24 protein-coding genes are annotated in these 25,830 nt (G+C 50.4%); all 24 read left to right on the top strand.

What is annotated here, in order from left to right:
* Nucleotides 1–75: 75 nt before the first annotated feature.
* The 24 genes from ftsL to rpsS all read left to right on the top strand — a co-directional run bounded on the left by ftsL (nt 76) and on the right by rpsS (nt 25,827).
* Nucleotides 76–429, top strand: coding sequence for a cell division protein FtsL (gene ftsL, locus DTO96_RS01465; protein ID WP_114561872.1), 354 nt, complete (start codon nt 76–78; stop codon nt 427–429).
* A complete protein-coding gene (locus DTO96_RS01460) occupies nt 426–2,210 on the top strand; it encodes a peptidoglycan D,D-transpeptidase FtsI family protein (RefSeq protein WP_114561871.1) in 1,785 nt (594 codons plus the stop codon). The genes ftsL and DTO96_RS01460 overlap by 4 nt, the downstream gene beginning before the upstream one ends.
* On the top strand, nt 2,210–3,733 hold the full coding sequence (locus DTO96_RS01455) for a UDP-N-acetylmuramoyl-L-alanyl-D-glutamate--2,6-diaminopimelate ligase (RefSeq protein WP_114561870.1): 1,524 nt from the start codon (nt 2,210–2,212) through the stop codon (nt 3,731–3,733). Before DTO96_RS01460 ends, DTO96_RS01455 begins: the two co-directional genes overlap by 1 nt.
* Before the next feature lie 8 nt (nt 3,734–3,741).
* Nucleotides 3,742–5,145, top strand: coding sequence for a UDP-N-acetylmuramoyl-tripeptide--D-alanyl-D-alanine ligase (locus DTO96_RS01450; RefSeq protein ID WP_192879028.1), 1,404 nt, complete (start codon nt 3,742–3,744; stop codon nt 5,143–5,145).
* An 18-nt stretch (nt 5,146–5,163) separates the two neighbouring features.
* Nucleotides 5,164–6,333: a phospho-N-acetylmuramoyl-pentapeptide-transferase gene (mraY, locus tag DTO96_RS01445; RefSeq protein ID WP_114561869.1), complete on the top strand. Its 1,170-nt coding sequence runs from the start codon at nt 5,164–5,166 to the stop codon at nt 6,331–6,333.
* Between the two features lie 74 nt (nt 6,334–6,407).
* Nucleotides 6,408–7,874 (top strand): UDP-N-acetylmuramoyl-L-alanine--D-glutamate ligase, encoded by a 1,467-nt coding sequence (gene murD / locus DTO96_RS01440; RefSeq protein WP_373277802.1) that lies wholly within the window; start codon nt 6,408–6,410, stop codon nt 7,872–7,874.
* Nucleotides 7,875–9,083 carry a putative lipid II flippase FtsW gene (gene ftsW / locus DTO96_RS01435; protein WP_114561868.1) on the top strand — a complete coding sequence of 403 codons (1,209 nt, stop codon included), beginning with the start codon at nt 7,875–7,877 and terminating at the stop codon, nt 9,081–9,083.
* Nucleotides 9,080–10,153, top strand: a complete 1,074-nt coding sequence (gene murG / locus DTO96_RS01430) for an undecaprenyldiphospho-muramoylpentapeptide beta-N-acetylglucosaminyltransferase (RefSeq protein WP_114561867.1) — start codon at nt 9,080–9,082, stop codon at nt 10,151–10,153. Before ftsW ends, murG begins: the two co-directional genes overlap by 4 nt.
* Nucleotides 10,154–10,178: 25 nt before the next feature.
* Nucleotides 10,179–11,594, top strand: a complete 1,416-nt coding sequence (gene murC / locus DTO96_RS01425) for a UDP-N-acetylmuramate--L-alanine ligase (protein ID WP_114561866.1) — start codon at nt 10,179–10,181, stop codon at nt 11,592–11,594.
* A 130-nt stretch (nt 11,595–11,724) separates the two neighbouring features.
* Nucleotides 11,725–12,693, top strand: coding sequence for a D-alanine--D-alanine ligase (locus DTO96_RS01420; protein WP_114561865.1), 969 nt, complete (start codon nt 11,725–11,727; stop codon nt 12,691–12,693).
* 3 nt (nt 12,694–12,696) lie between these two features.
* On the top strand, nt 12,697–13,488 hold the full coding sequence (locus DTO96_RS01415; RefSeq protein ID WP_114561864.1) for a cell division protein FtsQ/DivIB: 792 nt from the start codon (nt 12,697–12,699) through the stop codon (nt 13,486–13,488).
* Complete coding sequence (gene ftsA / locus DTO96_RS01410) at nt 13,485–14,804, top strand: cell division protein FtsA (protein WP_114561863.1); 1,320 nt, start codon at nt 13,485–13,487, stop codon at nt 14,802–14,804. Before DTO96_RS01415 ends, ftsA begins: the two co-directional genes overlap by 4 nt.
* A 170-nt stretch (nt 14,805–14,974) precedes the next feature.
* Nucleotides 14,975–16,273 carry a cell division protein FtsZ gene (gene ftsZ, locus DTO96_RS01405; protein WP_114561862.1) on the top strand — a complete coding sequence of 433 codons (1,299 nt, stop codon included), beginning with the start codon at nt 14,975–14,977 and terminating at the stop codon, nt 16,271–16,273.
* Nucleotides 16,274–16,521: 248 nt separating this feature from the next.
* Nucleotides 16,522–17,457, top strand: a complete 936-nt coding sequence (gene lpxC, locus DTO96_RS01400; protein ID WP_114561861.1) for a UDP-3-O-acyl-N-acetylglucosamine deacetylase — start codon at nt 16,522–16,524, stop codon at nt 17,455–17,457.
* 325 nt (nt 17,458–17,782) lie between these two features.
* Nucleotides 17,783–18,163, top strand: coding sequence for a 30S ribosomal protein S12 (gene rpsL, locus DTO96_RS01395; RefSeq protein WP_114561860.1), 381 nt, complete (start codon nt 17,783–17,785; stop codon nt 18,161–18,163).
* Nucleotides 18,164–18,322: 159 nt separating this feature from the next.
* Nucleotides 18,323–18,793: a 30S ribosomal protein S7 gene (rpsG, locus tag DTO96_RS01390; protein WP_114561859.1), complete on the top strand. Its 471-nt coding sequence runs from the start codon at nt 18,323–18,325 to the stop codon at nt 18,791–18,793.
* Nucleotides 18,794–19,074: 281 nt separating this feature from the next.
* Nucleotides 19,075–21,174: an elongation factor G gene (gene fusA, locus DTO96_RS01385; protein ID WP_114561858.1), complete on the top strand. Its 2,100-nt coding sequence runs from the start codon at nt 19,075–19,077 to the stop codon at nt 21,172–21,174.
* A gap of 67 nt (nt 21,175–21,241) precedes the next feature.
* Complete coding sequence (gene tuf, locus DTO96_RS01380; RefSeq protein ID WP_114561733.1) at nt 21,242–22,432, top strand: elongation factor Tu; 1,191 nt, start codon at nt 21,242–21,244, stop codon at nt 22,430–22,432.
* A gap of 128 nt (nt 22,433–22,560) precedes the next feature.
* Nucleotides 22,561–22,869 carry a 30S ribosomal protein S10 gene (gene rpsJ, locus DTO96_RS01375; RefSeq protein WP_114561857.1) on the top strand — a complete coding sequence of 103 codons (309 nt, stop codon included), beginning with the start codon at nt 22,561–22,563 and terminating at the stop codon, nt 22,867–22,869.
* Nucleotides 22,870–23,127: 258 nt separating this feature from the next.
* Nucleotides 23,128–23,799, top strand: a complete 672-nt coding sequence (rplC, locus tag DTO96_RS01370) for a 50S ribosomal protein L3 (protein WP_114561856.1) — start codon at nt 23,128–23,130, stop codon at nt 23,797–23,799.
* The gene (rplD, locus tag DTO96_RS01365) at nt 23,799–24,416 is read left to right on the top strand and encodes a 50S ribosomal protein L4 (protein WP_114561855.1); all 618 of its coding nucleotides are present in this window, start codon (nt 23,799–23,801) and stop codon (nt 24,414–24,416) included. The genes rplC and rplD overlap by 1 nt, the downstream gene beginning before the upstream one ends.
* Nucleotides 24,413–24,712 carry a 50S ribosomal protein L23 gene (rplW, locus tag DTO96_RS01360; protein WP_114561854.1) on the top strand — a complete coding sequence of 100 codons (300 nt, stop codon included), beginning with the start codon at nt 24,413–24,415 and terminating at the stop codon, nt 24,710–24,712. Before rplD ends, rplW begins: the two co-directional genes overlap by 4 nt.
* A gap of 1 nt (nt 24,713) precedes the next feature.
* Nucleotides 24,714–25,541, top strand: a complete 828-nt coding sequence (rplB, locus tag DTO96_RS01355) for a 50S ribosomal protein L2 (protein ID WP_114561853.1) — start codon at nt 24,714–24,716, stop codon at nt 25,539–25,541.
* Nucleotides 25,542–25,551: 10 nt separating this feature from the next.
* The gene (gene rpsS, locus DTO96_RS01350) at nt 25,552–25,827 is read left to right on the top strand and encodes a 30S ribosomal protein S19 (protein ID WP_114561852.1); all 276 of its coding nucleotides are present in this window, start codon (nt 25,552–25,554) and stop codon (nt 25,825–25,827) included.
* Nucleotides 25,828–25,830 lie beyond the last annotated feature (3 nt).

Raw genomic sequence — 25,830 nt, 5'->3', positions numbered from 1 at the left:
GTTGTCCGCATGAGGCGGGCTTTGTTTTTAGGTTAAAGATTTTTTTATAGGCGAGGGCGCAAAAGCCCTCGAATCATGATTATGTTGGCTTGGCGCAGTACGATTCTATTGTTGGGTTTGGTGATTGCATGTGCAATGGCCGTAGTCAACGTGCGCTATCAAGCTCGCAGTGCAGTGATTTCACTCGAGAAAGTGCGTCAACAGGAGCAGCAATTGCAGGTTGAGTGGAGCACTTTGCAGGTTCAGCAGGTTGCGGCATCCAAAAATGACCACATTGCCGAGCAGGTGGCGAAACAAAACATGCAGCGCGTCAATCCCAGTGTGACCCATTACCTGATGTCAGACGGCTCCACACCACAGGCCCCATCAGCTGCCGTTGCGACAGCACCCAGTACATCGGCTGCGCCAGTGAAGGCAGTGAAACCATGACCTCACGCACACACTACACCCCCCCCCGTCACAGTGGTTTGCCGGGGGTGCAAAAGTCGCCGCCAGAGAAGGCCGTACCTGTGGCCAAGTTGGAACAGTGGCGTTCGAGCTTTTTGCTGGCATTGATCATGCTGGCGATGGCTGTATTGGCCTTGTGGGCGGTGTGGTTGCAGCTGATCAGCAACGATTTTTTACAGGCCAAAGGAGCCGCCCGTTACTCGCGTTTGCTGGAGATTGCTGCACCGCGCGGCAAAATTTATGATCGCAACATGCTTGTGTTGGCCTCGAATGTGCCTGCTCGTGCCATTTGGATCATTCCTGAAGAAGTCAAAATGACGGCTACGCAAGAGGCGAATTTGGCAAAGCTGTTGGGCATCAGTGTGGCGGACATTCGTAAAAAATTGGCCAAAGACGATAAGCGCTTCGTGTACCTGCGTCGTCAAGTTGATCAGGATGTGGCAGATAAAATCAAAGAAATGAACATCCCTGGCGTGTATTCTCAAAAAGAGGTTAAACGCGATTACCCGCAGGGCGATGTTTTTGCGCATTTAACGGGTTTCACCAACATTGAAGGCGATGGTCAGGATGCGATCGAGTGGGCGTATAACAAAACCATTGAAGGCAAGCCGGGTTCACGCCGTGTGATCCGTGATCGCATTGGCAATGTGATTGAGGATGAGGGCGTGGTGGAGGCGGCAGTACCCGGTCAAGACGTGGTGTTGTCCTTGGATGCCCGCGTGCAATACATTGTGTTCAATGCCTTGCGTGAAGTGGTGGATGTTAAGCGTGCCAAAAGCGCCTCGGCCATGGTGGTTGATACGCAGACGGGTGAAGTGTTGGCCATGGCCAATTACCCTTCATTCGATCCCAATAAACGGTCGGGCATGACGGGTGATCAGCTGCGTAACCGTGCCTTGACCGATGTGTTTGAACCGGGTTCGACCTTGAAGCCATTTTCAGTGTCCTTGGCTTTGGAAGAGGGTTTGGTCACACCGACAACCATCATTGATGCACAAGGGGGGCATTTGCAAATTGGCGATGCCAACATCAGTGATTCACATCCAAATGGTGCTTTGACGGTTGAGCAGGTGATTCAAAAATCATCGAATGTGGGCACGAGTAAAATTGCGTTGAAATTGAAACCGGTCGACATGTGGACCATGTTCAACAGCTTGGGTTTTGGTCAAAGCTACAAAGTGGGCTTCCCATCGGTGGCGGCGGGTATTTTGCGCCCATACAAAAACTGGCAGCCGATTGAACAGGCGACCATGTCTTATGGACATGGCATCGCCATGTCGCTGTTGCAATTGACCCATGCGTACACCATTTTCGCGCGCGATGGCGAGTTGATTCCTTTGACATTCATTAAAGCTGGCAATTCAGATGTGGTTTCAGGCACCAAGATTTTTTCGCCCAAAACCATGGCCGCCATGCGCAAGATGATGGAAATGGCGACAGAGCCTGGCGGCACCGCACCGAAAGCCCAAGTGATTGGTTACCGCGTGGCGGGTAAAACAGGCACGGCCTATAAGGTTGAAGGCAATGGTTATAACAAGAACAAATACGTTGCGTCATTTGCAGGTTTAGCGCCTGCTTCTAAGCCGCGCATCATCGTGACGGTGATTGTTGATGAGCCGCCAGAAGCAGAACACTTTGGTGGTTTGATTGCGGCTCCCGTATTCAGTCAAATTGTCAGTGAGACCTTGCGCACATTGTCGGTCGCACCCGATGCGCCTTATAAAACTGCAGTTGTCACCGATGGTGTCGGAGAGTCCATGTAATGAGAGCCAACCAATTAACCCCTGAGCAAAATAAACGCTGTCAGCAAGCGGTGGCTTGGCTGCAAGCCTGTCACGTGACCGGCTTGTCCAGTGACTCTCGTCATGCGGGCACAAATGATGCTTTCGTGGCTTATGCTTTTGATGCCCACAACGATGGCCGCCGTTACGTGACGCAGGCGATTGAGCGTGGGGCAAAGGCTGTTTTATGGCAAGAAGACGGCCAAACGGTCCCCGTCATGCCCTCAGCTAATTTGGGCGTGCCCGAGTTGAATGTTTGTGCGGGTCCTATTGCTCATGCATTTTATGGCGAGCCATCCACTGCAATGAAGATGATTGCTTTGACGGGCACGAATGGCAAAACCTCATGTGCACAGTGGGTGGCTCAATTGTTGACCGCTTTGAGTCAGCGGTGCGCCATGATGGGTACGCTGGGCGTGGGATTTGTCGATGCCATGAAAGAAACAGGGTTTACCACACCGCAAGCGATTGAAGTACATCGTTTATTGGCTGAGCTTCAAGCGAAAGGCGCACAAGCCGTCGCCATGGAAGTGTCGTCGCATGCGTTGGAGCAAGGGCGCGTCAACGGCGTGGCTTTTGATGTGGCTTTGTTCACCAATTTATCACGCGATCATTTGGATTACCACGGCAGCATGACTGAGTATGAAGCTGCCAAAGCCCGCTTATTCACATGGCAAGGCTTACACACTGCCGTCATCAACACCGATGATGACGCGGGCGTGCGGATGGCTGCGGTGGCCAAAGCGAATGACATTCGCGTGATTGCTTATGGCTTAAAAAATGCCCCCACAGGTGTGGATGCGTATCTTCAAGCCACGGCAATTGACCAGTCGGGCGCCCGCACCCTGTTTACCTTGCGTGATGGCGACGCCACGCATTCGGTCGTCAGCAGTGTGGTGGGGGAGTTCAATGTGATGAATTTATTGGGCGTTTTGGGTGTATTGAAAGCCCTTGGTTTTGGACTCAATGACATTGTGCCTTTGTGCTCATCCATTCAGGCCGCGCCGGGTCGCATGCAGCGTTTCGGTGGTGATGCCGCGCCGTTGGCGGTGGTGGATTTTGCACACACCCCCGATGCACTGGAAAAAACGTTACAAGCTTTGCGTCCGATTGCGGCGGCACGTGGTGGGCGTTTGGTGTGTGTGTTTGGCTGTGGTGGCGACCGTGATGCAGGTAAACGCCCTCAAATGGGTGAAATTGCCGCGCGCATGGCCGATGTCGTTGTGGTCACCAGCGATAACCCTCGTACAGAAGAGCCCAACGCCATCGTGGCGCACATTGCCCAAGGGGCCGCGCATGGTACGGCACACGTGCTCGTCGAAGTGGATCGTCGTGCGGCGATTGATGCCACCATTGCACAAGCTGACGTGACCGATGTGGTGCTGGTTGCAGGTAAGGGGCACGAGGCCTATCAAGATATCATGGGTGTGAAACACCCATATTCAGATTTAGAACAAGTTAATCAAGCCATTCAAAAGTGGTTGTTAGAAAAGAAGAGGGCATGATGAGTGAAGTGGTCATGGGTTCTTTGGCTCAAGTTGCACAATGGGTCAATGGGGCACAAGTCAAAACAGAACAGCGCGCGGTGACATTCAACCGCGTATGCACAGACACGCGTACCGTCCAAGAGGGTGATGTGTTTGTGGCCATTAAAGGTGAGCGTTTTGACGCGCATGATTTTTTGTCAGAATTAGAGCTCGGACAGGTGTCAGCGGTGATCGCAACGCACGTACCTGATGGATTTGAGTTGCCCTATGTGTTGGTGAGTGACACGCGCACGGCTTTGCAGCAATTGGCACATGGCTGGCGCATGCGGTTTAATTTGCCGCTGGTTGTGGTCACGGGCAGCAATGGCAAAACCACGGTTAAAGAAATGATTGCCTCGATTTTGCATGCGGCGCACGGTGGTGATTATTTGGCGACACGCGGGAATTTTAACAATGACATCGGTTTGCCGATGACGCTGCTCAATTTGACCGCAGAGCATCGTGCGGCGGTGATCGAGTTGGGCATGAACCACCCAGGTGAAACGGCAGAGCTCGCGCCTTTGGCGGCACCCACCGTTGCCCTCATTAACAATGCGCAGCGCGAACACCAAGAGTTCATGCAGACCGTACAAGCGGTTGCTGAAGAGCATGCCGATGTGTTGAATGCCTTACCCAAAGCGGGTGTTGCTGTGTTTCCAGCCGATGATGCCCATGCAGGCGTGTGGCGTGCCCGTGCCGTTGAGCGGGAATTGACTGTATATGATTTCAGTTTAAATGAGCATGCGGGCGCTGCATTCACTGCACGCTATGAGCTGGGTTTGCATGCATCAACCGTTCAATTGGTGACGCCGCAAGGTCAATGCACGACCCAATTAAATATCCCCGGTGTGCACAATGTGCACAATGCGCTTGCCGCGTGTGCCGCCGCATCGGCCATGAATGTGCCGCTGGATGTGATTGCGCAAGGTTTATCTGCATTTTTGCCTGCCAAAGGGCGCTTGCAAACCCACCGCTTGGGCGATGGTGTGACGTTGATTGACGACACTTACAATGCCAATCCTGATTCAGTGCGTGCCGCGATTGATGTGCTCGCGGGCAGTGCGGGGCGCAAGATATTGGTGTTGGGTGACATGGGTGAAGTGGGTGATCAAGGCCAAGCGTTTCACGAGGAAATAGGTGCCTATGCAAAAACACGTGGCATTGATGTCTTTGTTGCTGCGGGTGAGTTGATGCGTTTTGCCGTTGCCAGTTTTGGTATGGGTGCACAGCACATGGACGATGTGGAGGCCATCGCCGCCGCAGTGGTGGGGCACATGCAAACAGGCGCCGCGCACACCATTTTAATTAAAGGCTCTCGTTTCATGGGGATGGAACGGGTGGTGGCGGCTTTGTTGTCTGCCAGTGAGTCCCTCAATTCAACCCAGTCATAATAAGAACAGGCAGACAAAATGTTACTCGAAATCGCCAAATGGCTCGCACAGGATGTTCGTTTCTTTAATGTGTTTAATTACTTGACCTTGCGTGCGGTGCTGGCTTGCGCCACCGCATTGATCATTGGTTTGGTGGCGGGCCCCAAGGTCATACGCAAGCTGGCTGAAATGAAGTTTGGTCAAGCGGTGCGCACCGATGGCCCGCAAACACATTTGGTCAAACAAGGCACGCCCACCATGGGCGGTGTGTTGATGTTGATTGCGATCGGTATTTCAGTGTTGCTGTGGGGTGATTTGTCGAATCGTTTCATTTGGATCGTGATGCTGGTGACGATGGGGTTTGGTTGGATTGGTTGGGCAGATGATTACCGAAAAGTAGTGAATCGCGATCCGAATGGCATGCCCTCGCGTGAAAAATTCATGTGGCAAACCATCATTGGTGGCGTGGCTGCGGTGGGTTTAGTGTTTTCGGTCTCGGCTTCATCGGAATTGCACACGTTTGGTTTGTTTTGGGAGTGGCTCAAAAGCGGCATGACCATGCCTTTACCGAACAAAGCCGATTTGATCGTTCCTTTTTTCAAAACCATCAGCTACCCATTGGGTGTGTTTGGCTTTGTGATTTTGTCGTATTTGGTGATCGTTGGAACAAGTAATGCGGTCAATTTAACCGATGGTTTGGATGGCTTGGCGATCATGCCCACCGTGATGGTGGGTTCGGCTTTGGGTTTGTTTGCCTATATTTCAGGCAATGCCAATTATGCCAATTATTTGTTGTTACCGAACATCCCTGGTGCAGGTGAGGTATTTGTGTTCTGTGCGGCGATGGCGGGTGCGGGCTTGGCTTTCTTGTGGTTCAACGCATATCCTGCGCAAGTCTTCATGGGCGATGTCGGTGCTTTGGCTTTGGGCGGTGCATTGGGTACGATTGCGATCATTGTGCGCCAAGAAATTTTGTTGTTCATCATGGGTGGGGTGTTTGTGGTGGAGGCTTTGTCGGTGATGTTGCAGGTGAGCTATTTCAAATACACCAAAAAGCGTTATGGCCAAGGTCGTCGCATTTTATTGATGGCACCGTTGCACCATCACTTTGAACAAAAAGGTTGGCGTGAAACACAGGTGGTGGTGCGCTTTTGGATCATCACCATGATGTTGGTGTTGATTGGTTTGGCGAGCATTAAGCTGCGCTGATTCAAAAATACAAGTCAATCACAAACATGTAACACGTTATGTCTTTGAATGAATTTGAAATTGAAAGTGTCTCAATGACAAAAATGCAGTTGGTCGTCGGTTTGGGTGAGTCGGGTTTGGCGATGGTGCGTCACGCAGCCTCATGTGGTGCGCCTGTTCGCGTCTATGATTCGCGTCAAGCGCCTGCACAGCTGGCGACAGTGCATGCACGTTACCCCGATGTGAGCGTGTTGTGTGGTGAATTTAAGAATGAGTACCTCGATGGTGTGCATGAAATTGCGGTCAGCCCAGGTTTGAGTCCACATGCAGAACCTTTGAGCCATATTTTGCAAGAAGCGGCGGAGCGTGGTATTCCCGTTATAGGTGAGTTGTCAGTGTTTACGCGTGCATTGGCGGATTTAAAAGGGACGCAAGGGTATGCGCCCCACGTGCTCGCGATCACGGGAACGAATGGCAAAACAACGGTGACATCGTTGACGCGTCATTTGTGTGAAGCGGCGGGTGTGTCGGCGGTGGCTGCGGGCAACATCAGTCCGTCGATGATGGATGCTTTGTGCGATGCGCAAGCGGCCAATGCGCTGCCGCAGGTATGGGTTCTGGAGTTGTCGAGTTTTCAGTTGCAATGGGCTCAGGACTTCAATCCTGATGCGGCAACGGTGCTGAACATCAGTCAGGATCATTTGGATTGGCATGCGGATGAAGCCGAGTATGTGCAAGCGAAAGCGAATGTTTTTGGTGAGACTTCGGTGCGGGTATTGAACCGCGATGATGCGCTGACCATGGCGATGGCCGCAACTGGTGTGCCTGCTGTGAGTTTTGGCATTGGCATGCCAAATGCCGATGGGCAATATGGTTTGTGGCTGGATGGTGCGATGGATTGGCTGGCTGTGTCCACGGCGGTTGAGGTAGATGCGACCCGCAAGAAGCGTGGCAAGGTCGAGCAAACCGCCGAGATTCAGTTGCAACGCTTGATGCCCGCCGATGCTTTGCGCATCCGCGGTCGTCACAATGCGATGAATGCATTGGCTGCTTTGGCATTGTGTCGTGCCATTGATTTGCCGTTGGCGAAGTTGTTGCATGGTCTGCGCAGCTATGAAGGGGAGCCGCACCGTGTGCAGTGGGTTGCCAAAATCAATGGCGTGGATTTTTTTGATGACAGTAAAGGCACCAATGTCGGTGCGACGTTGGCTGCGCTTGAAGGTTTGGGGCGACCGATTGTGTTGATTGCAGGTGGTGATGGCAAGGGGCAAAATTTTGCACCATTGTTTGATGCGGTGAAAAACAATGTTAAATCGCTGTGTCTGATTGGTAAAGACGCTGTGGCGATGCAAGCCGCTTTGGTCGATACGGGTGCAGCGATTGAGCTGTACGACACATTGGAAACGGCTACGGTTGCTGCGGCGAAGCAGGCGGTTGAAGGGGATGCTGTTTTGCTGTCACCGGCTTGTGCCAGTTTGGACATGTTTAAAAACTACGCGCATCGCGCACAGGTGTTTGTTGATGCTGTGCAGGGTTGGGCGCATGAGAATGGGCAGGTTTAAATGAAGCTGTTTAAAACCATCACCGCAGGCGCACAGGAAAAAGATGAGACCCCAAACTTTCTGCGTGCACCGAGTTTGGCGCGCCAAGAGGTGGATTGGGTTGTGCTGTGGGTGCCTGTGTTGTTGATGTTTTGGGGGCTGATCATGGTGTATTCAGCCAGCATCGCTTTGCCAGATTCTGCGCGGTATAAGAATTACAGCCATTACGCTTTTTTACTGCGCCATGCGGCAGGGATTGCAGTGGGCTTGGTGGTCGGGCTGTTCGCATTTCGTGTGCCGACCAAAACATGGGAAAAGCTTGCGCCTTTGATGTTTGTGGGTACTTTGTTTCTGTTGGTGGTGGTGTTGGTGGTTGGGCGCGATGTGGGCGGTGGTCGCCGCTGGTTACCGCTGGGCATCATGAATTTACAACCATCGGAGTTGATGAAGATTGCCGCTGCATTGTATGCCGCCAGTTATTGTGTGCGCAAGCAAGAAAACATCCGTGACATTGGCAAAGGTGTGGTGCCGATGGTGGTGGTGATGGGCATTGTTGGGATTTTGTTGATGGCCGAGCCTGATTTGGGCGCGTTGATGGTGATTGTATCGATTGTGATGGGGGTGATCTTCATCGGTGGTGTGAATTATAAAGTGTTCGCTGCGATGGTGGCGAGCTTGTTGGTGGGGTTTGCCGCAATGGTGATTTTCACGCCGTGGCGTGCTGCGCGCTTGTTTGCTTATTTGGATCCTTGGACAAAAGACAACTCGGAAGGCAAGGCGTATCAGTTGACGCAATCGTTGATTGCATTTGGGCGCGGGGAGTTGTTTGGCGTGGGGTTGGGTGACTCGGTGCAAAAAATGTTTTATTTGCCTGAGGCGCACACCGATTTTATTTTGGCGGTGATTGGTGAAGAGTTTGGTTTGCTTGGCGTTTGGACGGTCATCATTGCTTTTACGGTGCTGGTGCGTCGTTTGTTTTCGATTGCACGAGAAGCCATGGCGTTTGATCGGGTGTTTCAGTCATTGGCGGTGCAAGGGATTGCGATTTGGTTTGGTGCGCAAGGCTTCATCAACATGGGCGTGAACATGGGCGTTTTGCCCACCAAAGGGTTGACGTTACCGTTCATCAGTTACGGTGGTTCAGGGATTTTAGTGAATTGTTTGGCAATTGCATTTGTGTTGCGCGTGGATTATGAAAATCGTCGCTTGATGCGTGGAGAAGAGGTATGAGTCAGAAGACCATCATGATCATGGCGGGTGGTACGGGTGGACACATCATGCCTGGACTGGCGGTGGCGCACGAATTGATGCAGCAGGGGCATAAAGTGGTGTGGCTTGGTGGCGTGATGAGCAGCATGGAGGCCAAACTGGTGCCTCAGCATGGGGTTGAGTTCAACAGCGTTGAGTTTGGCGGTGTGCGCGGCAAAGGTTGGTCAACGAAATTGTTGTTCCCGATTCGTTTGGCAAAAGCGGTGGCGCAAGCACGCGCGGTGTTTAAGCAGGTTAAACCCGATGTGGTGTTGGGCATGGGCGGGTACATCACTGTGCCGGGCGGTTTGGCCGCAAAGATGGCGGGTGTGCCGATTGTGTTGCATGAACAAAACTCGATTGTGGGCCTGTCTAATAAACTATTGGCAAAAATAGCCCAACGTGTATTGTCTGGGTTCCCCAATGCCTTGCCCGACGCAGAGTGGGTGGGTAATCCTGTGAAACAGGCGATTGTGGATGTACAAGAGCCTGATGCGCGTTACGCGACGCACATCGGGGCATTTAAAATTGCGGTGGTTGGCGGCAGTTTGGGTGCGCAGGCTTTGAATACTGTTGTACCGCAGGCCTTGGCTTTGATGCCTGAGGCGACGCGCCCAGAGGTCATTCATCAAGCGGGTGAGAAAATGATTGCAGCGTTGCGTGAAGGTTATGCGCAAGCCGGCGTGAACGCGGAGTGCGTGCCGTTCATCAATGACATGGCCGCGTTGTATGCGCAAGTGGATCTGTTGATTTGTCGTTCAGGGGCAATGACGGTGAGTGAGTTGGCGGCGGCAGGTGTGCCGAGCATCATGGTGCCATTCCCTTTTGCCGTGGATGACCACCAGACCAGCAATGCAAAGCTATTGACCGATGTCGGTGCGGGCATGTGCATTGCACAAAGCAGTTTGACTGCACAAAGATTGGCGGATGAGTTGGGTCGACTCACCCGCGATGGCTTGAGGGTTCAGGCCATCAAAGCACGAACAGTTGCCAAGCCAAATGCCACACGGGACGTTGCGCGGGTGTGTTTGGATGTGGCACAAGCAAGTTAGATACTGGTAGACATTAGAGAGCAGCATGAAACATAAAATAAATTTAATCCATTTCGTAGGCATCGGTGGTGCAGGCATGAGCGGCATCGCCGAAGTGTTGATCAACTTGGGTTACGGCGTATCGGGTTCTGATGCAGCGAACAGCGCAACAGTGAAGCGCTTGCGTGATTTGGGTGCGACGGTGCACATTGGCCATGCAACAGAAAATGTACAAAGTGCAGATGTGTTGGTGGTGTCTACCGCCATTGCAAAAGACAACCCTGAACTCGTTGCAGCGCGTGAGCGCGGGATTCCGATTGTGCCGCGTGCGGTGATGCTGGCTGAACTGATGCGCTTGCGCCGTGGCATTGGCATTGCCGGTACACATGGTAAAACAACCACGACGTCATTGGTTGCCAGCGTTTTAGCGCAAAGTGGCATGGATCCGACGTTTGTAATTGGCGGTAAATTGAACAGCGCAGGCGTCAATGCGCGATTGGGGCAAGGCGAATACATCGTGGTTGAGGCGGATGAGTCGGATGGTTCATTCTTGAATCTCCTGCCGATGATTGCGGTGATTACAAACATCGATGCCGATCACATGGACACGTATGACCATGATTTTAATAAGTTAAAAGACGCATTTGTTGCATTCACACAGCACATTCCATTTTATGGTGCGGCGGTGGTATGCATTGACGATGTGAATGTGCGTGAAATTGCACCACGCATCACGAAAACAGTGATCACGTATGGCACATCAGAGGATGCGCAGGTTCGAGCGTTCAATGTGATTGATGCCGATGGGCAAATGAAGTTTTCGGTTGAACGCAAAGGTTTTGGTGAAGAGTTGCCCGTGCTGGACATCACTTTGAATTTGCCGGGTTTGCACAATGTGCGCAACGCTTTGGCTGCCATTGCGGTGGCGACAGAGTTGGATGCCGATGATGTGGCCATTGTTGAGGCGTTGGTTGCGTTCAATGGCGTGGGACGCCGCTTCCAGCGCTATGGTGAAGTGAACGTCTCTGAGGCAAATGGCGGTGGTCAATTTACATTGGTCGATGACTATGGTCATCACCCAGTGGAGATGGCGGCGACCTTGGCCGCAGCACGCGGTGCTTTCCCAAATCGTCGGATTGTACTTGCCTTCCAGCCGCATCGTTATTCACGCACGCGGGATTGTTTTGAAGATTTTGTGAAAGTGCTGTCCGATGCCGATGCCGTACTGCTTGCGGAGGTCTATGCCGCAGGTGAGACACCGATTGTTGCGGCCGATGGTCGTTCGTTGGCGCGTGCATTGCGTGTGGCAGGTAAGGTTGAGCCCGTGTTTGTTGACGACATTGCGGCCATGCCCGCCGCCATTACTAACTTTGCGCTGAATGGTGATGTGGTCATCACGATGGGGGCTGGTTCGGTGGGTGCGGTGTCTGGTCAGGTGGTTGAACTTGCTGGGAATGTATGACCGTTTTGAAAAATAGTTTTTTTCAAAAACTTGGATTTTAAATGTTGAGCGAGCGTGCCTGAATAAATGTTCAGACAAAGCAAGTTGCTGATTTATGTGATGAAACAGCCGTATAGGAATTGAGGAAAAAATGAGTGTCGCAAAAGAAAACTTGGGCAAAGTGGCTGTGTTATTTGGTGGCGTATCTGCCGAACGTGAAGTATCCATCAAGTCTGGCACGATGGTGCATGCGGCATTGATCAAGCAGGGTGTGGATGCGCACCTGTTTGATCCCGCTGAGCGCAATGTGTTTGATTTGAAAGCCGAGGGTTTTGACCGCGCATTCATCGCATTGCATGGTCGCTTCGGTGAGGATGGTACTTTGCAAGGTGCTTTGGAATTGATGGGTGTGCCATACACGGGCAGCGGCGTGCTGGCGAGTGCGCTGGCGATGAATAAAGTGCGCACGAAACAAGTGTGGTTGCAGGATGGTTTGTCTACGCCGCTGTATCGCGTGTTGCCGAGGGGTACGGATGTGGCCGCGGTGACAGACGAAATTGTCTCTGCATTGGGTTTGCCGATGTTTGTTAAGCCACCGCACGAAGGTTCGTCACTTGGTGCAGGTAAAGTTGAAACCGCAGATGAATTGCAAGCGGCATGCGAATTGGCCTGGAAGTATGACACGCATGCATTGATTGAACAGTGCGTTGAAGGACGTGAATTGACCTGCGCGGTGCTGGGTCACGGCGAAACAGCACAGGTGTTGCCCATTGTGGAAATCAAAGCGCCTGAGGGTGATTACAATTTCCACAATAAATACAAGGGCAATGACACGGTATATGTATGTCCAGCGGAATTGTCTGCGGAGCAAACCACAGCCATTCAGGCGATGGTGCTCGAAGCTTACCGTGCTCTGGGTTGCTCGGGCTGGGGGCGTGCGGATGTGCTGTTGCGGGCGTCGGATGATAAGGCATTTTTATTGGAAATGAACACCTCTCCAGGCATGACCGACCATTCATTGGTGCCTATGGCGGCGCGCACGTTTGGCATTCCATACGAAGAGCTGGTGGTGAAGTTGTTGTGTGATGCCCGCTTGCACGTTCAGCGGACGGTGGGTTGATCGATGTTTAATATTTGGCAAGACGTGGATTTGATGGCATGGGTGACGCGCCTTGTGACGCGCCTTGCATTGGCCTTGCTCGTTTTGGCAGGTGGGGTATGGGTGTTGCAGCGTCCGTATTTTGCAATCAATCAATTTCGTTTCATCGGTGATGTCAAGCAATTCAATGAGTCAGAGTTGCGCGGTTTGATGCAAAAACATTTGACTGATGGTTTGGCGGGTGGTTTCTTTTCAATGGAGTTGCAAGAAGTGCAATCGAGTTTGAAAGAGTTCAGTTGGGTTAAAAACACATCGATACGCCGGGTGTGGCCACATGAGATTGAGGTGTCAGTTGAGGCATTCAAACCGGTGGCCGTGTGGGATAAACAGTATTTAAGTGCCGAAGGGGATGTCTTTGATGCTCAATTGAGTGATGATGCAAAGGCAAAATTGTTGGTCACACAGGGGCCGCTTGAGGCATCAAAATTGGTGGCTGAGCAGATTCCTGTGTTTCAAGGATGGCTTCAACCTTTGGGTTGGACAATGCATTCCTTGACGTTGACCGAGCGATACAGTTGGCGGGTTGGTTTAACGAATGGTTTGGAAATAGAGTTTGGGCGGGCAGATACGCCCACAGTGTTACAAGAGCGTGCGGCTCGTTTGGCGCAGTCTGCAAAATTTGTGAAAGACAACATGAGTTCGGGTGTGGGGGCATACATTGACCTGCGTTACCCAAATGGTTTTGCAATGCGCACGGATGATTTGCATCGTGTGCTGGGCGCCGCCAATGTTAATAATACAGGTGAGAAAAAATGAGTGAACCAACAAAGGATTTGATCGTCGCACTGGACATCGGTACATCAAAAGTGGTGGCGATGATTGCAGAAGTGCTGCCAAACAACAGCTTCAACGTGATTGGTATTGGCCATCACCCATCGCGTGGCATGAAAAAAGGCATGGTGGTCAACATTGAGGAGACGATTCAAACCATTCAATATGCAATGGAAGAGGCCGAGTTGCGTGCAGGGTTTTCGGTGCGCAGTGTGTGCACAGGCATTGCAGGCAGTCACATCCACAGTTTCAATTCCAGCGGTATGGTGGCGGTGAAAGACACCGAAATCACGCAGGCCGACATTGATCGGGTGCTGGAAACAGCGCGTGCGGTCAGCATTCCCGCGGATCAGCAAATTTTACACGTGCTGTCACAGCAATTTAAAGTCAATGACCAAGACGACATCCGTAACCCGATTGGCATGACGGGTATGCGTTTGGAAGTGAAAGTGCACATCATCACTGGCTCAGTGTCAGCGGCGCAAAATATCGTGAAATGCATTCGCCGTTGTGGGTTGGAGGTCAATGAATTGGTGTTGCAACCTCTGGCTTCCAGTATGGCCGTGCTCACTCAAGATGAGCGCGACATTGGTGTGGCTTTGGTGGACATTGGTGGAGGCACGACTGACATTGCGATTTTCATTGATGGCGCGATTCGTCACACAGCGGTGATTCCGATTGCGGGTGATCAAGTGACCAATGACATCGCGATGGCATTGCGCACACCGACTGTCGAGGCGGAAGAGTTGAAATTGCGCTATGGCGTGAGCAAACAAATGATGGTGCCACCCGACTCGGTGATTGAAATTCCGGGTGTCGGTGACCGCGTTGCACGTCGTGTGAAGCGCCAATCGTTGGCGGCGGTGATTGAGCCTCGCCTTGAAGAGTTGTTTGTGCTGGTTCAGCGCAATTTGTCTGAAGCCGGTTTTGAGCATCTGATTGCCTCGGGTGTGGTGCTGACAGGTGGGACGAGTTTGTTGCCGGGCATGACTGAGTTGGCCGAGGAAGTTTTTATGAAGCCTGTGCGCATTGCGCAGCCTGCATATGACGGTAATTTATCCGACATCGTGTGTAATCCACGTTATGCAACCGTGGTTGGTTTGTTGATGGAGGCGCGTAAGCACAAGGGTGAGCCTACAGCAGGGATGGGGCGTGCTCATGTGCCTGCTCGCAGTCAAACCAAGGTCGATCAGCAGGCTGGCGTGCATGCCACCAGCTCACGTGTTCAATCGAATGTCAATGACGGCTCTCAGCAATCCGTGTGGGCCAAGATGAAAGATTGGTTTGTTAAAACGTTTTAAAAGTGTGCCGTTTCATTGAATGCCTTGAGGGTGTTCGGTTTAATGGTTTCGGGCTGTGAAGTGGTATAAAAGGAAGGCGCGAAATTGCTTACTTGAAAAAATTCAAAAAAGCATGTTTTGCTTTTTTTGGAAATGAAGTCTTAACGTGTGTTTATAAAAGGGGAAATAGTATGAACTTCGAAATGTTGAATGAGAAGCCAGAAGGTACGATCATCAAGGTCGTGGGCGTAGGCGGGGCGGGCGGTAATGCTGTGCAGCACATGATTGCCCGTGGGGTGTCGGGTGTCGAATTTATTTGTGCCAATACCGATGCGCAGGCATTGAAACATGCCACCGCAGTGAATAAATTGCAGTTGGGCTCCAGTGGCTTAGGCGCTGGTGCGAAACCAGAAGTGGCTCGTGCGGCGGCAGAAGAAAACCGTGAGCGCATTGCAGATTTGTTGCGTGATGCGAACATGGTGTTCATCACTGCGGGCATGGGCGGTGGTACGGGCACGGGTGCTGCACCTGTGATTGCTGAAGTGGCCAAAAGCATGGGCATTTTGACAGTGGCCGTGGTGTCCAAGCCCTTTTCGTATGAAGGTGCGCGCCGCATGAAGTTGGCCGATGAAGGTTTGGCTGCTTTGGAAGCCAATGTCGACTCGTTAATTGTTGTATTGAACGATAAGCTTGAAGAAATATTGGGTGACGATGTGGCAATGGATGAGGCATTTCATGCCGCCGACGATGTTCTGAACAATGCTGTTGCTGGCATTGCTGAAATCATCAACGTGGATGGTCACATCAACGTCGACTTCAATGACGTAAAAACGGTGATGGGGGAGCAAGGTCGCGCCATGATGGGTACGGCGATTGCATCGGGTTCGAGCCGTGCGCGCATTGCCGCCGAAGAAGCCGTGGCCAGCCCATTGCTGGATGGCGTGAATTTGTCAGGTGCACGCGGTATTTTGATCAATATTTCAGCATCTCGTGAAACATTGAAAGCACGTGAAACCCGCGAAGTGGTGAGCATCATTCGTGATACAGCATCGGACGATGCGACCGTGATTTATGGTTTTGTGTACGATGAATCATTGGGCGATCAATTGCGAGTCACTGTCGTGGCGACGGGCTTGGGTGGTGCGGCTTATGCCGACTATGCGGACACAACAAAAACAGGATCCGGTGACCGTGTGTCAGCCCCTGTTGCCCAAGCAGCTGCGCCTGTTGTTGCCGCTGTTGCCCCAGCACATGTGGCGCCTGTGGCAGACCCAGTGGGTTACCGTGGTTATGCACACAACGCGGCTGTTGCTGAGACGGCCATGCGTGATCCACATCGCGGCTTGGTGCAGACGTTTGATAGCTATGAAGAGCTGTCTGAGCCTACATTCATGCGTCGTCAACGCGAACAAGTGGCACCGCGTGTGGTCAATGGTGAGGATTTCTCTGATTTGGACGTGCCTGCATTCTTGCGTCGCCAAGCAGATTGATCATGTCGTAAGTACGCTCAAAAGCGCTCCCCTTGCTTTTGGGCGTCGAACGCGTTTTACCCATCGCTCTTCCCCCTTTGGAGCGATGGGCTTTTGTGTCGAAATGAAGCATGCATCGTTTGTCATGGCTATGGCTGTTCATGTGTGCATGCGGGGGCACCGCATTGTTAAGGGTTTTACTATAAATTCACTTTTATTAAAGTCGATTTATAATAAAACCTTTCATTGAAAAGTTTGGATTGAATGGTATGAGTGCGCTTCTGCAAAAAACCCTCGCTGCTGAGGTTAAAACAACGGGCATTGGCTTGCATTCGGGGCGTAAGGTTGTGCTGACGCTTAAGCCTGCACCTGTGAATACTGGGGTGGTGTATCGTCGTGTGGATGTGGATGCGAGCCTTGACATCTGTGCGGTTGCTGATGCGGTGGTGGATACGCGCATGGCCACCACCTTGGCTCATCCCGATAACCCTCAAGCGCGTGTGCTGACCATCGAGCATTTGATGTCCGCTCTTGCAGGATTGGGTGTGGACAATGTGATTGTTGAAGTGAATGCGCCAGAGATTCCAATCATGGATGGCAGCGCGACCAGCTTTGTGTATTTGATTCGGTCGGTGGGTTTGGTCGCTCAAGAGGCGCCGCGCAAATTCATTCGAATCATGCAGTCGGTCTCAGTTTCTGAAGGGGATAAATGGGCGCGGCTTGATCCGTATTTTGGTTTCAAAACCCGCTTTGACATTGATTTCGATCATCCCGCCATTGACCAGACCGGTAATTTTTTTGAGCTTGATTTTGTTGGTGATGCTTTTGTGAAGCACATCGCGCGCGCGCGCACGTTCGGCTTTATTCAAGATGTCGAGGCATTGCGAGGCTTGGGCTTGGCTCAGGGAGGCAGTTTGTCGAATGCGATCGTGATGGACGAATATAAAATACTTAACCCTGAAGGCTTGCGTTACAGCGATGAGTTTGTGAAACATAAAATTTTAGATGCCATCGGTGATTTGTACGTGATTGGTTACCCTATTTTGGCATCGTACAGCGCTTACAAATCAGGCCACGCGTTGAATAACCTGCTCATTAGGGCGGTGCTTGCGGATGAGGCCAATTTTGAAATTGTGAGTTTTGAGGATGAAGTGGATGCGCCTAATTTTGCGCAAGCTCAATCAAAAGTGCAGGAGTGGATGTGAGCTTCTGCGGGCATCGGCTGTTGTATGGTTCTGAATTCAAGGGTGCTGTAAAGGTGTTGTAAAATAATTAAAAGTCATGTGTTTTCAGAATGTTAACAGGGGTCAACGCTTGAAAGGCGTTGACCCCTTTTGCTTTGTCGCGTATGATGTAAAGTTCATTGTAGTGGACGAATTGCGTGCCTTTTGGGTTATGTGAAGTCTGTTTTGGTGAAATAAACGTGTTTAATCAGTAACTTATGCCTTGTTAGCATCAAAGGTGTCAGTGAAAAGTGCAATCGTGATTGCCGTGATTAAATGAACTATGTTTTTATATTGGATGTAAACAATGCCAACGATTAACCAGTTAGTGCGTAAACCACGCACTGTATTGCGTGAAGCCAGCAAAAGCCCTGCGCTGGACAACTGCCCGCAAAAACGCGGTGTGTGCACTCGTGTGTACACAACTACCCCTAAAAAACCTAACTCTGCGATGCGTAAAGTGGCCAAAGTTCGTTTGACGAATGGCTTCGAAGTGATTTCGTACATCGGCGGTGAAGGTCATAACTTGCAAGAGCATAGCGTCGTGTTAATTCGCGGCGGTCGTGTTAAGGATTTGCCTGGTGTGCGTTATCACATCGTGCGCGGTTCTTTGGACTTGCAAGGTGTTAAAGACCGTAAGCAATCTCGTTCTAAATATGGCGCGAAGCGTCCTAAAGCGGCTAAGTAATTTAGTTGCTGCTGAGATGTTTAGGTTTAACTAAGATTTTTTTAATATAGCGCGGTGATCCAGTTGAATTGGATGCCGAGTAAGTGACGGTGCGTGGTTTTAATATTGTTCGCCGTCAGGGCTCGTAAAGTGTAGCCCAACTGAAGAAAGGAAGATGAGATGCCTCGTCGTCGTGAAGTCCCAAAACGTGATATTTTGCCAGACCCAAAGTTTGGAAGTGTTGATTTAGCCAAGTTCATGAATGTGATCATGTTGTCTGGCAAAAAAGCCGTAGCTGAAGGCATTGCTTACGGTGCTTTGGAGCAAATTGCTACCAAAACAGGTAAAGATCCATTGGAAGTTTTTGCCACTGCGTTGAATAACGCAAAGCCAATGGTTGAAGTGAAAAGCCGCCGCGTCGGTGGTGCCAACTATCAAGTTCCAGTTGAAGTTCGTCCATCGCGTCGCATGGCATTGTCGATGCGTTGGTTGCGTGAAGCGGCTAAAAAGCGTGGTGAAAAAACCATGGCTTTGCGTTTGGCTGGTGAGTTGATGGATGCGGCTGAAGGCCGTGGCGGTGCAATGAAAAAGCGTGATGAAGTGCATCGTATGGCTGAAGCGAATAAAGCATTTAGCCACTTCCGTTTCTAATTTTTGCTTTTTGTTGTGAGGGTTGGTGGGGCAGTGGCTGATTGGTGTGGTTGTGCGAAAAAACGCATGGCTGTGCGAGTGATGCTGGTTTCCACCAATTTCTTGCAAAAAAGTGGGAGTTTAAAACGTTGAATTGAGTGCTTTAAGCCCAATACATACTGGTGAAACAGTTGTGTTTTAAACTGTTTTTACCGCAAAATTTGTACAGGTTGCCTGTGCAAATTTTCTAACATTAGAAATCAAAAAAAGTAGATCGATGCTTTTTTTGCCAAAGGATTATTATGGCTCGCAAGACCCCTATTGAGCGTTATCGTAATATTGGTATTTCTGCGCACATTGACGCAGGTAAAACCACAACGACTGAACGCGTATTGTTTTACACAGGCGTGAACCACAAAATTGGTGAAGTGCATGACGGCGCGGCAACAATGGATTGGATGGAGCAAGAGCAAGAGCGTGGTATCACGATCACTTCTGCTGCAACCACTGCTTTTTGGAGCGGCATGGCCAAAAACTACCCAGAGCATCGCATCAATATCATTGACACCCCAGGTCACGTCGACTTCACGATTGAAGTTGAGCGTTCGATGCGTGTTTTGGACGGTGCGTGCATGGTGTACTGTGCAGTGGGTGGCGTTCAGCCGCAATCTGAGACCGTTTGGCGTCAAGCCAACAAATACGCGGTGCCTCGTTTGGCGTTCGTGAACAAAATGGACCGCACTGGCGCGAACTTTTTTAAAGTCGTTGAAGGCATGAAATTGCGTTTGCGCGCCAATCCGGTGCCTATTCAAATTCCAATCGGCGCGGAAGAAAACTTCCAAGGCGTGGTTGATTTGATTAAGATGAAAGCCATCATTTGGGACGAAGACAAAGGTGTAACCTTTGAGTATGGCGATATCCCTGCGGATTTGGTGGCGACTGCCAACGAATGGCGCGAAAAAATGGTTGAGTCTGCTGCTGAAGCATCAGAAGAGTTGATGAACAAATACCTTGAAGAAGGCGATTTGACTGAAGCTGAAATCAAACAAGCTTTGCGTATCCGCACTTTGGCTTGTGAAATTCAACCGATGCTGTGCGGTTCTGCGTTTAAAAACAAGGGTGTACAAGCCATGTTGGACGCGGTTCTGGACTTCATGCCATCTCCGATTGACGTGAAACCAATCACGGGTGAAGACGAGGACGGCAACCCCATCACGCGTAAAGCGGATGACAAAGAGAAATTCTCAGCTTTGGCGTTTAAATTGATGACGGATCCATTCGTCGGTCAATTGACTTTCGTTCGCGTGTATTCAGGTGTGTTAAAAGCGGGTGAAACCGTTTTGAATGCGGTGAAAGACAAAAAAGAACGCGTGGGTCGTATCGTTCAAATGCATGCAAACGCACGTGAACCTGTTGAAGAAGTGTTGGCAGGCGACATCGCCGCATGTATCGGCTTGAAAGATGTGACCACGGGTGAAACCTTGTGCGCATTGGACGCACCGATCATCTTGGAACGCATGGTGTTCCCTGAGCCCGTGATTTCTCAAGCGGTTGAGCCAAAAACCAAGGCCGACCAAGAGAAAATGGGCTTGGCGTTGAACCGTTTAGCGCAAGAAGATCCTTCATTCCGCGTATCGACTGACGAAGAATCAGGTCAAACCCTCATCGGTGGTATGGGTGAGTTGCACTTGGAAATTATCGTTGATCGCATGAAGCGTGAATTTAACGTTGAAGCTAACGTGGGTAAACCACAAGTGGCTTACCGTGAAACCATTCGTGATACGGTTGAAAATGCTGAGGCGAAGTTTGTTAAGCAATCAGGTGGTCGTGGTCAATACGGTCACGTGATCCTGAAACTCGAACCACAAGCGCCAGGCCTTGGTTTTGAGTTTGTGGATGCAATTAAGGGCGGTGTGGTGCCTCGCGAATTCATTCCTGCGGTTGGTAAGGGTGTTGAAGAAACGTTGAAATCAGGTGTGATTGCTGGTTATCCAGTGGTTGACGTGAAAGTGACTTTGCACTTTGGTTCATACCATGACGTTGACTCGAATGAGAATGCGTTCCGTATGGCTGGCTCGATGGCTTTTAAAGAAGGTATGCGTAAAGCAAAACCTGTCTTGCTCGAGCCGATGATGTATGTGGTTGTTGAAACACCTGAAGAATACACGGGTACGGTGATGGGCGATTTGTCATCACGCCGTGGTATGGTTCAGGGCATGGACGACATGATTGGCGGCGGCAAAGAAATTAAAGCTGAAGTCCCATTGTCAGAAATGTTTGGTTACTCAACCGATTTGCGTTCAGCTACGCAAGGTCGCGCAACGTACTCAATGGAATTCAAACACTACGCAGAAGCACCGCGTAACGTGGTTGAGGCCGTTATGAGCGCCCGCGCGAAGTAATGCACTAAAACTCACACATGGGCGGTCGTGAAGATCGCCCGTTATTAAAAATAAGATTGGATATATCATGGCAAAAGGTAAGTTCGAACGGACCAAACCACACGTCAACGTAGGCACGATTGGTCACGTTGATCACGGTAAAACAACATTAACAGCGGCAATCACCACGATTTTGTCAAAAAAATTCGGTGGCGAAGCCAAAGGTTACGCAGACATTGACGCGGCACCAGAAGAAAAAGCGCGTGGTATCACCATCAACACCGCCCACGTTGAATACGAAACAGCCACGCGTCACTACGCACACGTTGACTGCCCAGGCCATGCTGACTATGTTAAAAACATGATCACCGGCGCGGCTCAAATGGACGGCGCGATCCTCGTATGTTCAGCAGCAGACGGCCCAATGCCACAAACACGTGAGCACATCTTGTTGGCACGTCAAGTGGGTGTACCGTACATCCTCGTATTCTTGAACAAATGCGACATGGTCGACGACGAAGAATTGCTCGAATTGGTTGAAATGGAAGTTCGTGAATTATTGTCTAAATACGATTTCCCAGGCGACGACGTACCTATCGTTAAAGGCTCTGCGAAATTGGCTTTAGAAGGCGACCAATCACCGATCGGCGAACCTGCTATTTTGGCTTTGGGCGATGCATTGGACTCATACATCCCAACACCAGAACGCGCAGTTGACGGCACATTCTTGTTGCCAATCGAAGACGTGTTCTCAATCTCTGGTCGTGGCACGGTGGTGACTGGTCGTATCGAACGTGGCATCGTTAAAGTCGGTGAATCACTCGAAATCGTTGGTATCGCAGACACACAAGTGACAACATGTACTGGTGTTGAAATGTTCCGCAAATTGCTCGACCAAGGTCAAGCAGGCGACAACGTCGGCGTATTGCTCCGTGGTACAAAACGTGAAGACGTGCAACGTGGTCAAGTCCTGTGCAAACCAGGCTCAATCAAACCGCACACCAAGTTTGACGCAGAAATCTACGTCTTGTCAAAAGACGAAGGTGGTCGTCACACACCATTCTTCAACAACTACCGTCCACAGTTCTACTTCCGTACAACGGACGTGACCGGTGCAGTGTCTTTGCCAGAAGGCAAAGAAATGGTCATGCCAGGTGACAACGTATCAATCAGCGTCGAACTGATCGCCCCAATCGCGATGGAAGAAGGCTTGCGCTTCGCGATTCGTGAAGGTGGTCGTACTGTTGGTGCGGGCGTTGTGGCTAAAATCATTGCTTAATTGCTTTTGATTTAAAACTGTATTAAAGTTGTATTGCACTGGGTGGTGCGCCACCCAGTGTTTCAAGTTAAGTTGTTCTTTATTGTTTGGTGAAGTTGATTTCACCTTGTTCTTTAGAAAGTCATATCATGGCAAGCACTAAAATTCGTATTCGTTTAAAGGCGTTTGATTATCGTTTGATCGATCAGTCTGCAGCTGAAATCGTTGAAACTGCAAAGCGCACGGGCGCGATTGTTAAGGGTCCAGTACCTTTGCCAACACGCATTCAGCGCTTTGACGTATTGCGCTCACCACACGTGAACAAAACTTCACGTGACCAGTTTGAGATTCGTACGCATCAACGTTTGATGGACATCGTTGATCCTACGGACAAAACGGTTGACGCTTTGATGAAACTCGATTTGCCAGCTGGCGTAGATGTTGAAATTAAAGTGTAATTGGTTTTAGATCTGTAAAAAAACGCACCTTTGAGTGCGTTTTTTTACATTTAAGAGGTGGCGTTGGCTTGGGTGTCGTAAAAGCGCAAAAGCTTTGTAAATTAGAGGGTTATTGTGATCTGATGCTTGCGTATTGTTTTGAATTGTAATATCATACAAAGCTAACCTTTTTGTTTGGATGTAAAAAGGTTTTTTAAGAGGCGGTATTAATCAAAATATCGCTAAATGGTAATCTAGCTCGACCAATCGCAGTCGAGGATGGAGTTTATAATGAGTCACAATGGACTGGGTCTATTGGGGCGCAAGGTCGGCATGACCCGCATTTTTACTGAGGATGGTGCTTCTATCCCGGTAACTGTGTTGGATGTGTCTGGCAATCGCGTTACCCAAGTTAAGACGCCTGAAGTCGACGGCTATGCCGCCGTTCAGGTCGCCTACGGTGCTCGTCGTGCATCACGTGTTGCTAAAGCCCAAGCGGGTCATTTGGCAAAAGCAGGTGCAGAGGCGGGTTCCTTCACTAAAGAGTTTCGTTTGGATGCTGATGCGCTCGCGCAATTGTCAGCAGGTTCGAGCGTGACTGTTGAGATTTTCCAAGCCGGCCAAAAAGTTGACGTTTCTGGTGTCACAATTGGTAAAGGCTATGCAGGTACGATCAAGCGTTACAATTTCGCTTCTGGCCGCGCTTCGCATGGTAACTCTCGTTCGCACAATGTCCCCGGTTCGATCGGTATGGCGCAAGATCCAGGTCGCGTTTTCCCTGGTAAGCGCATGACGGGTCACATGGGTGATGTCAGCTGCACAGTACAAAATTTAGAAATCGCACGCGTCGACGTTGAGCGTGGTTTGTTGTTGGTTAAAGGCGCTGTTCCTGGTGCTAAAAACGGCAACATCATGGTTCGCGCTGCGGTTAAAGTTAAAGGAGCTAAGTAATGGATATCCAGCTCTTTAATGCACAGGGTCAAGCAGGTTCAGTTGCTGCTTCCGATGCGGTGTTTGGTCGTGAGTACAACGAAGCTTTGATTCATCAAATCGTTGTTGCATATCAAGCCAATGCCCGTTCAGGCAACCGCCAACAAAAAGATCGTCAAACTGTTAAGCACAGTACCAAAAAGCCTTGGGCTCAAAAAGGTACCGGTCGTGCACGTTCAGGTATGACATCTTCGCCAATCTGGCGTGGGGGTGGACGCGCGTTCCCGAATTCTCCTGATGAGAATTTCACACAAAAAGTTAACCGTAAAATGCATCGCGCAGCGATGTGCAGCATTTTGTCGCAATTGGCCCGTGAAGGCCGTTTGGTTGTGGTTGAAGACTTCGCAGTTGAAGCACCTAAAACCAAGCTGGTTGCTGACAAATTGAAAGCATTGGGCACAGATTCAGCCATGATCATCACTGCCGATTACTCTGAGAACTTGTTCTTGGCGGCGCGCAACTTGGTCAATGTTTATGTTTGCGAGCCTAAACATGCAGATCCATTGTCGTTGTTGTTCTACGGTAAAGTATTGGTGACCAAAGCAGCGGTAGCGCAAATCGAGGAGATCTTGTCATGAATCAAGACCGTTTAATGCAAGTTATCCTGGCGCCGATCGTTTCTGAAAAAAGCACTTTCATCGCTGAAAAAAATGAACACGTTGCATTTCGCGTTGTTCCTACAGCGACCAAGCCTGAAATCAAAGCGGCGGTTGAATTATTGTTTAAAGTGGAAGTTGATGCTGTTCGTGTGTTGAACCGTAAAGGTAAAACCAAACGTGCAGGCAAACGCATGGGCAAACGCTCAAATACGCGCATCGCTTACGTGGCCTTAAAACAAGGCCAAGAGATCCACTTTGACGAGGAGGTGAAATAATATGGCACTCGTAAAAGTCAAGCCAACCTCGCCTGGCCGTCGTGGCCTCGTGAAAGTGGTCAACAAAGAGTTGCATAAGGGCGCGCCCCATGCACCTTTGTTGGAAGCTCAAAAGCAAAATGCAGGTCGTAATCACCGTGGTGTGATCACAACCCGTCATAAAGGTGGCGGTCACAAGCACCACTACCGTATGATCGACTTCAAGCGCAATGACAAAGACGGCATCATCGCTAAAGTTGAGCGTTTGGAATATGATCCTAACCGTTCTGCAAACATCGCTTTATTGTTGTACAAAGATGGCGAACGTCGTTACATCATCGCCCCGCGTGGTGTTGTGGCTGGTCAAGAGCTCGTGAGTGGTGCGGAAGCCCCAATCAAAGCGGGTAACACTTTACCAATCCGCAATATTCCTGTGGGCAGTACGATTCACTGCATCGAAATGAAACCAGGCAAAGGCGCGCAAATTGCACGCTCAGCAGGTACTTCAGTTCAATTGATGGCTCGTGAAGGCGTTTATGCTCAGCTCCGTTTGCGTTCAGGTGAGGTTCGTCGTGTACACGTTGACTGCCGTGCAACCATTGGTGAAGTGGGTAATGAAGAACACGGTCTGCGTCAAATCGGTAAGGCCGGTGCGACACGCTGGCGCGGTATTCGTCCAACGGTTCGTGGTGTGGTCATGAATCCGGTCGATCACCCGCACGGTGGTGGTGAAGGTCGTACGTCAGCTGGTATGCATCCTGTGTCACCATGGGGTCAAAAAACCAAAGGCTACCGTACGCGTCGCAATAAGCGCACGACCAGCATGATCGTTAAACGTCGCTTTAAATAAGGAGTAGCAAATGGCTCGTTCAGTCAAAAAAGGTCCATTTTGTGACGCTCACTTATTGAAAAAAGTGGAAGTAGCGGTCGCAAATCGTGACAAAAAACCAATTAAAACGTGGTCTCGTCGCTCAACGGTTTTGCCTGATTTCATTGGCTTAACCATTGCAGTGCACAACGGCCGTCAGCACGTGCCTGTCTATATTTCTGAAAATATGGTCGGTCATAAACTCGGCGAGTTTGCCCTAACCCGTACCTTTAAAGGTCACGCGGCGGACAAAAAAGCGAAGAAATAAGGA

Source organism: Ephemeroptericola cinctiostellae (assembly GCF_003339525.1).
Taxonomy (GTDB): Bacteria; Pseudomonadota; Gammaproteobacteria; order Burkholderiales; family Burkholderiaceae; genus Hydromonas; species Hydromonas cinctiostellae.
This window is presented reverse-complemented; position numbering and strand designations above follow the sequence as displayed.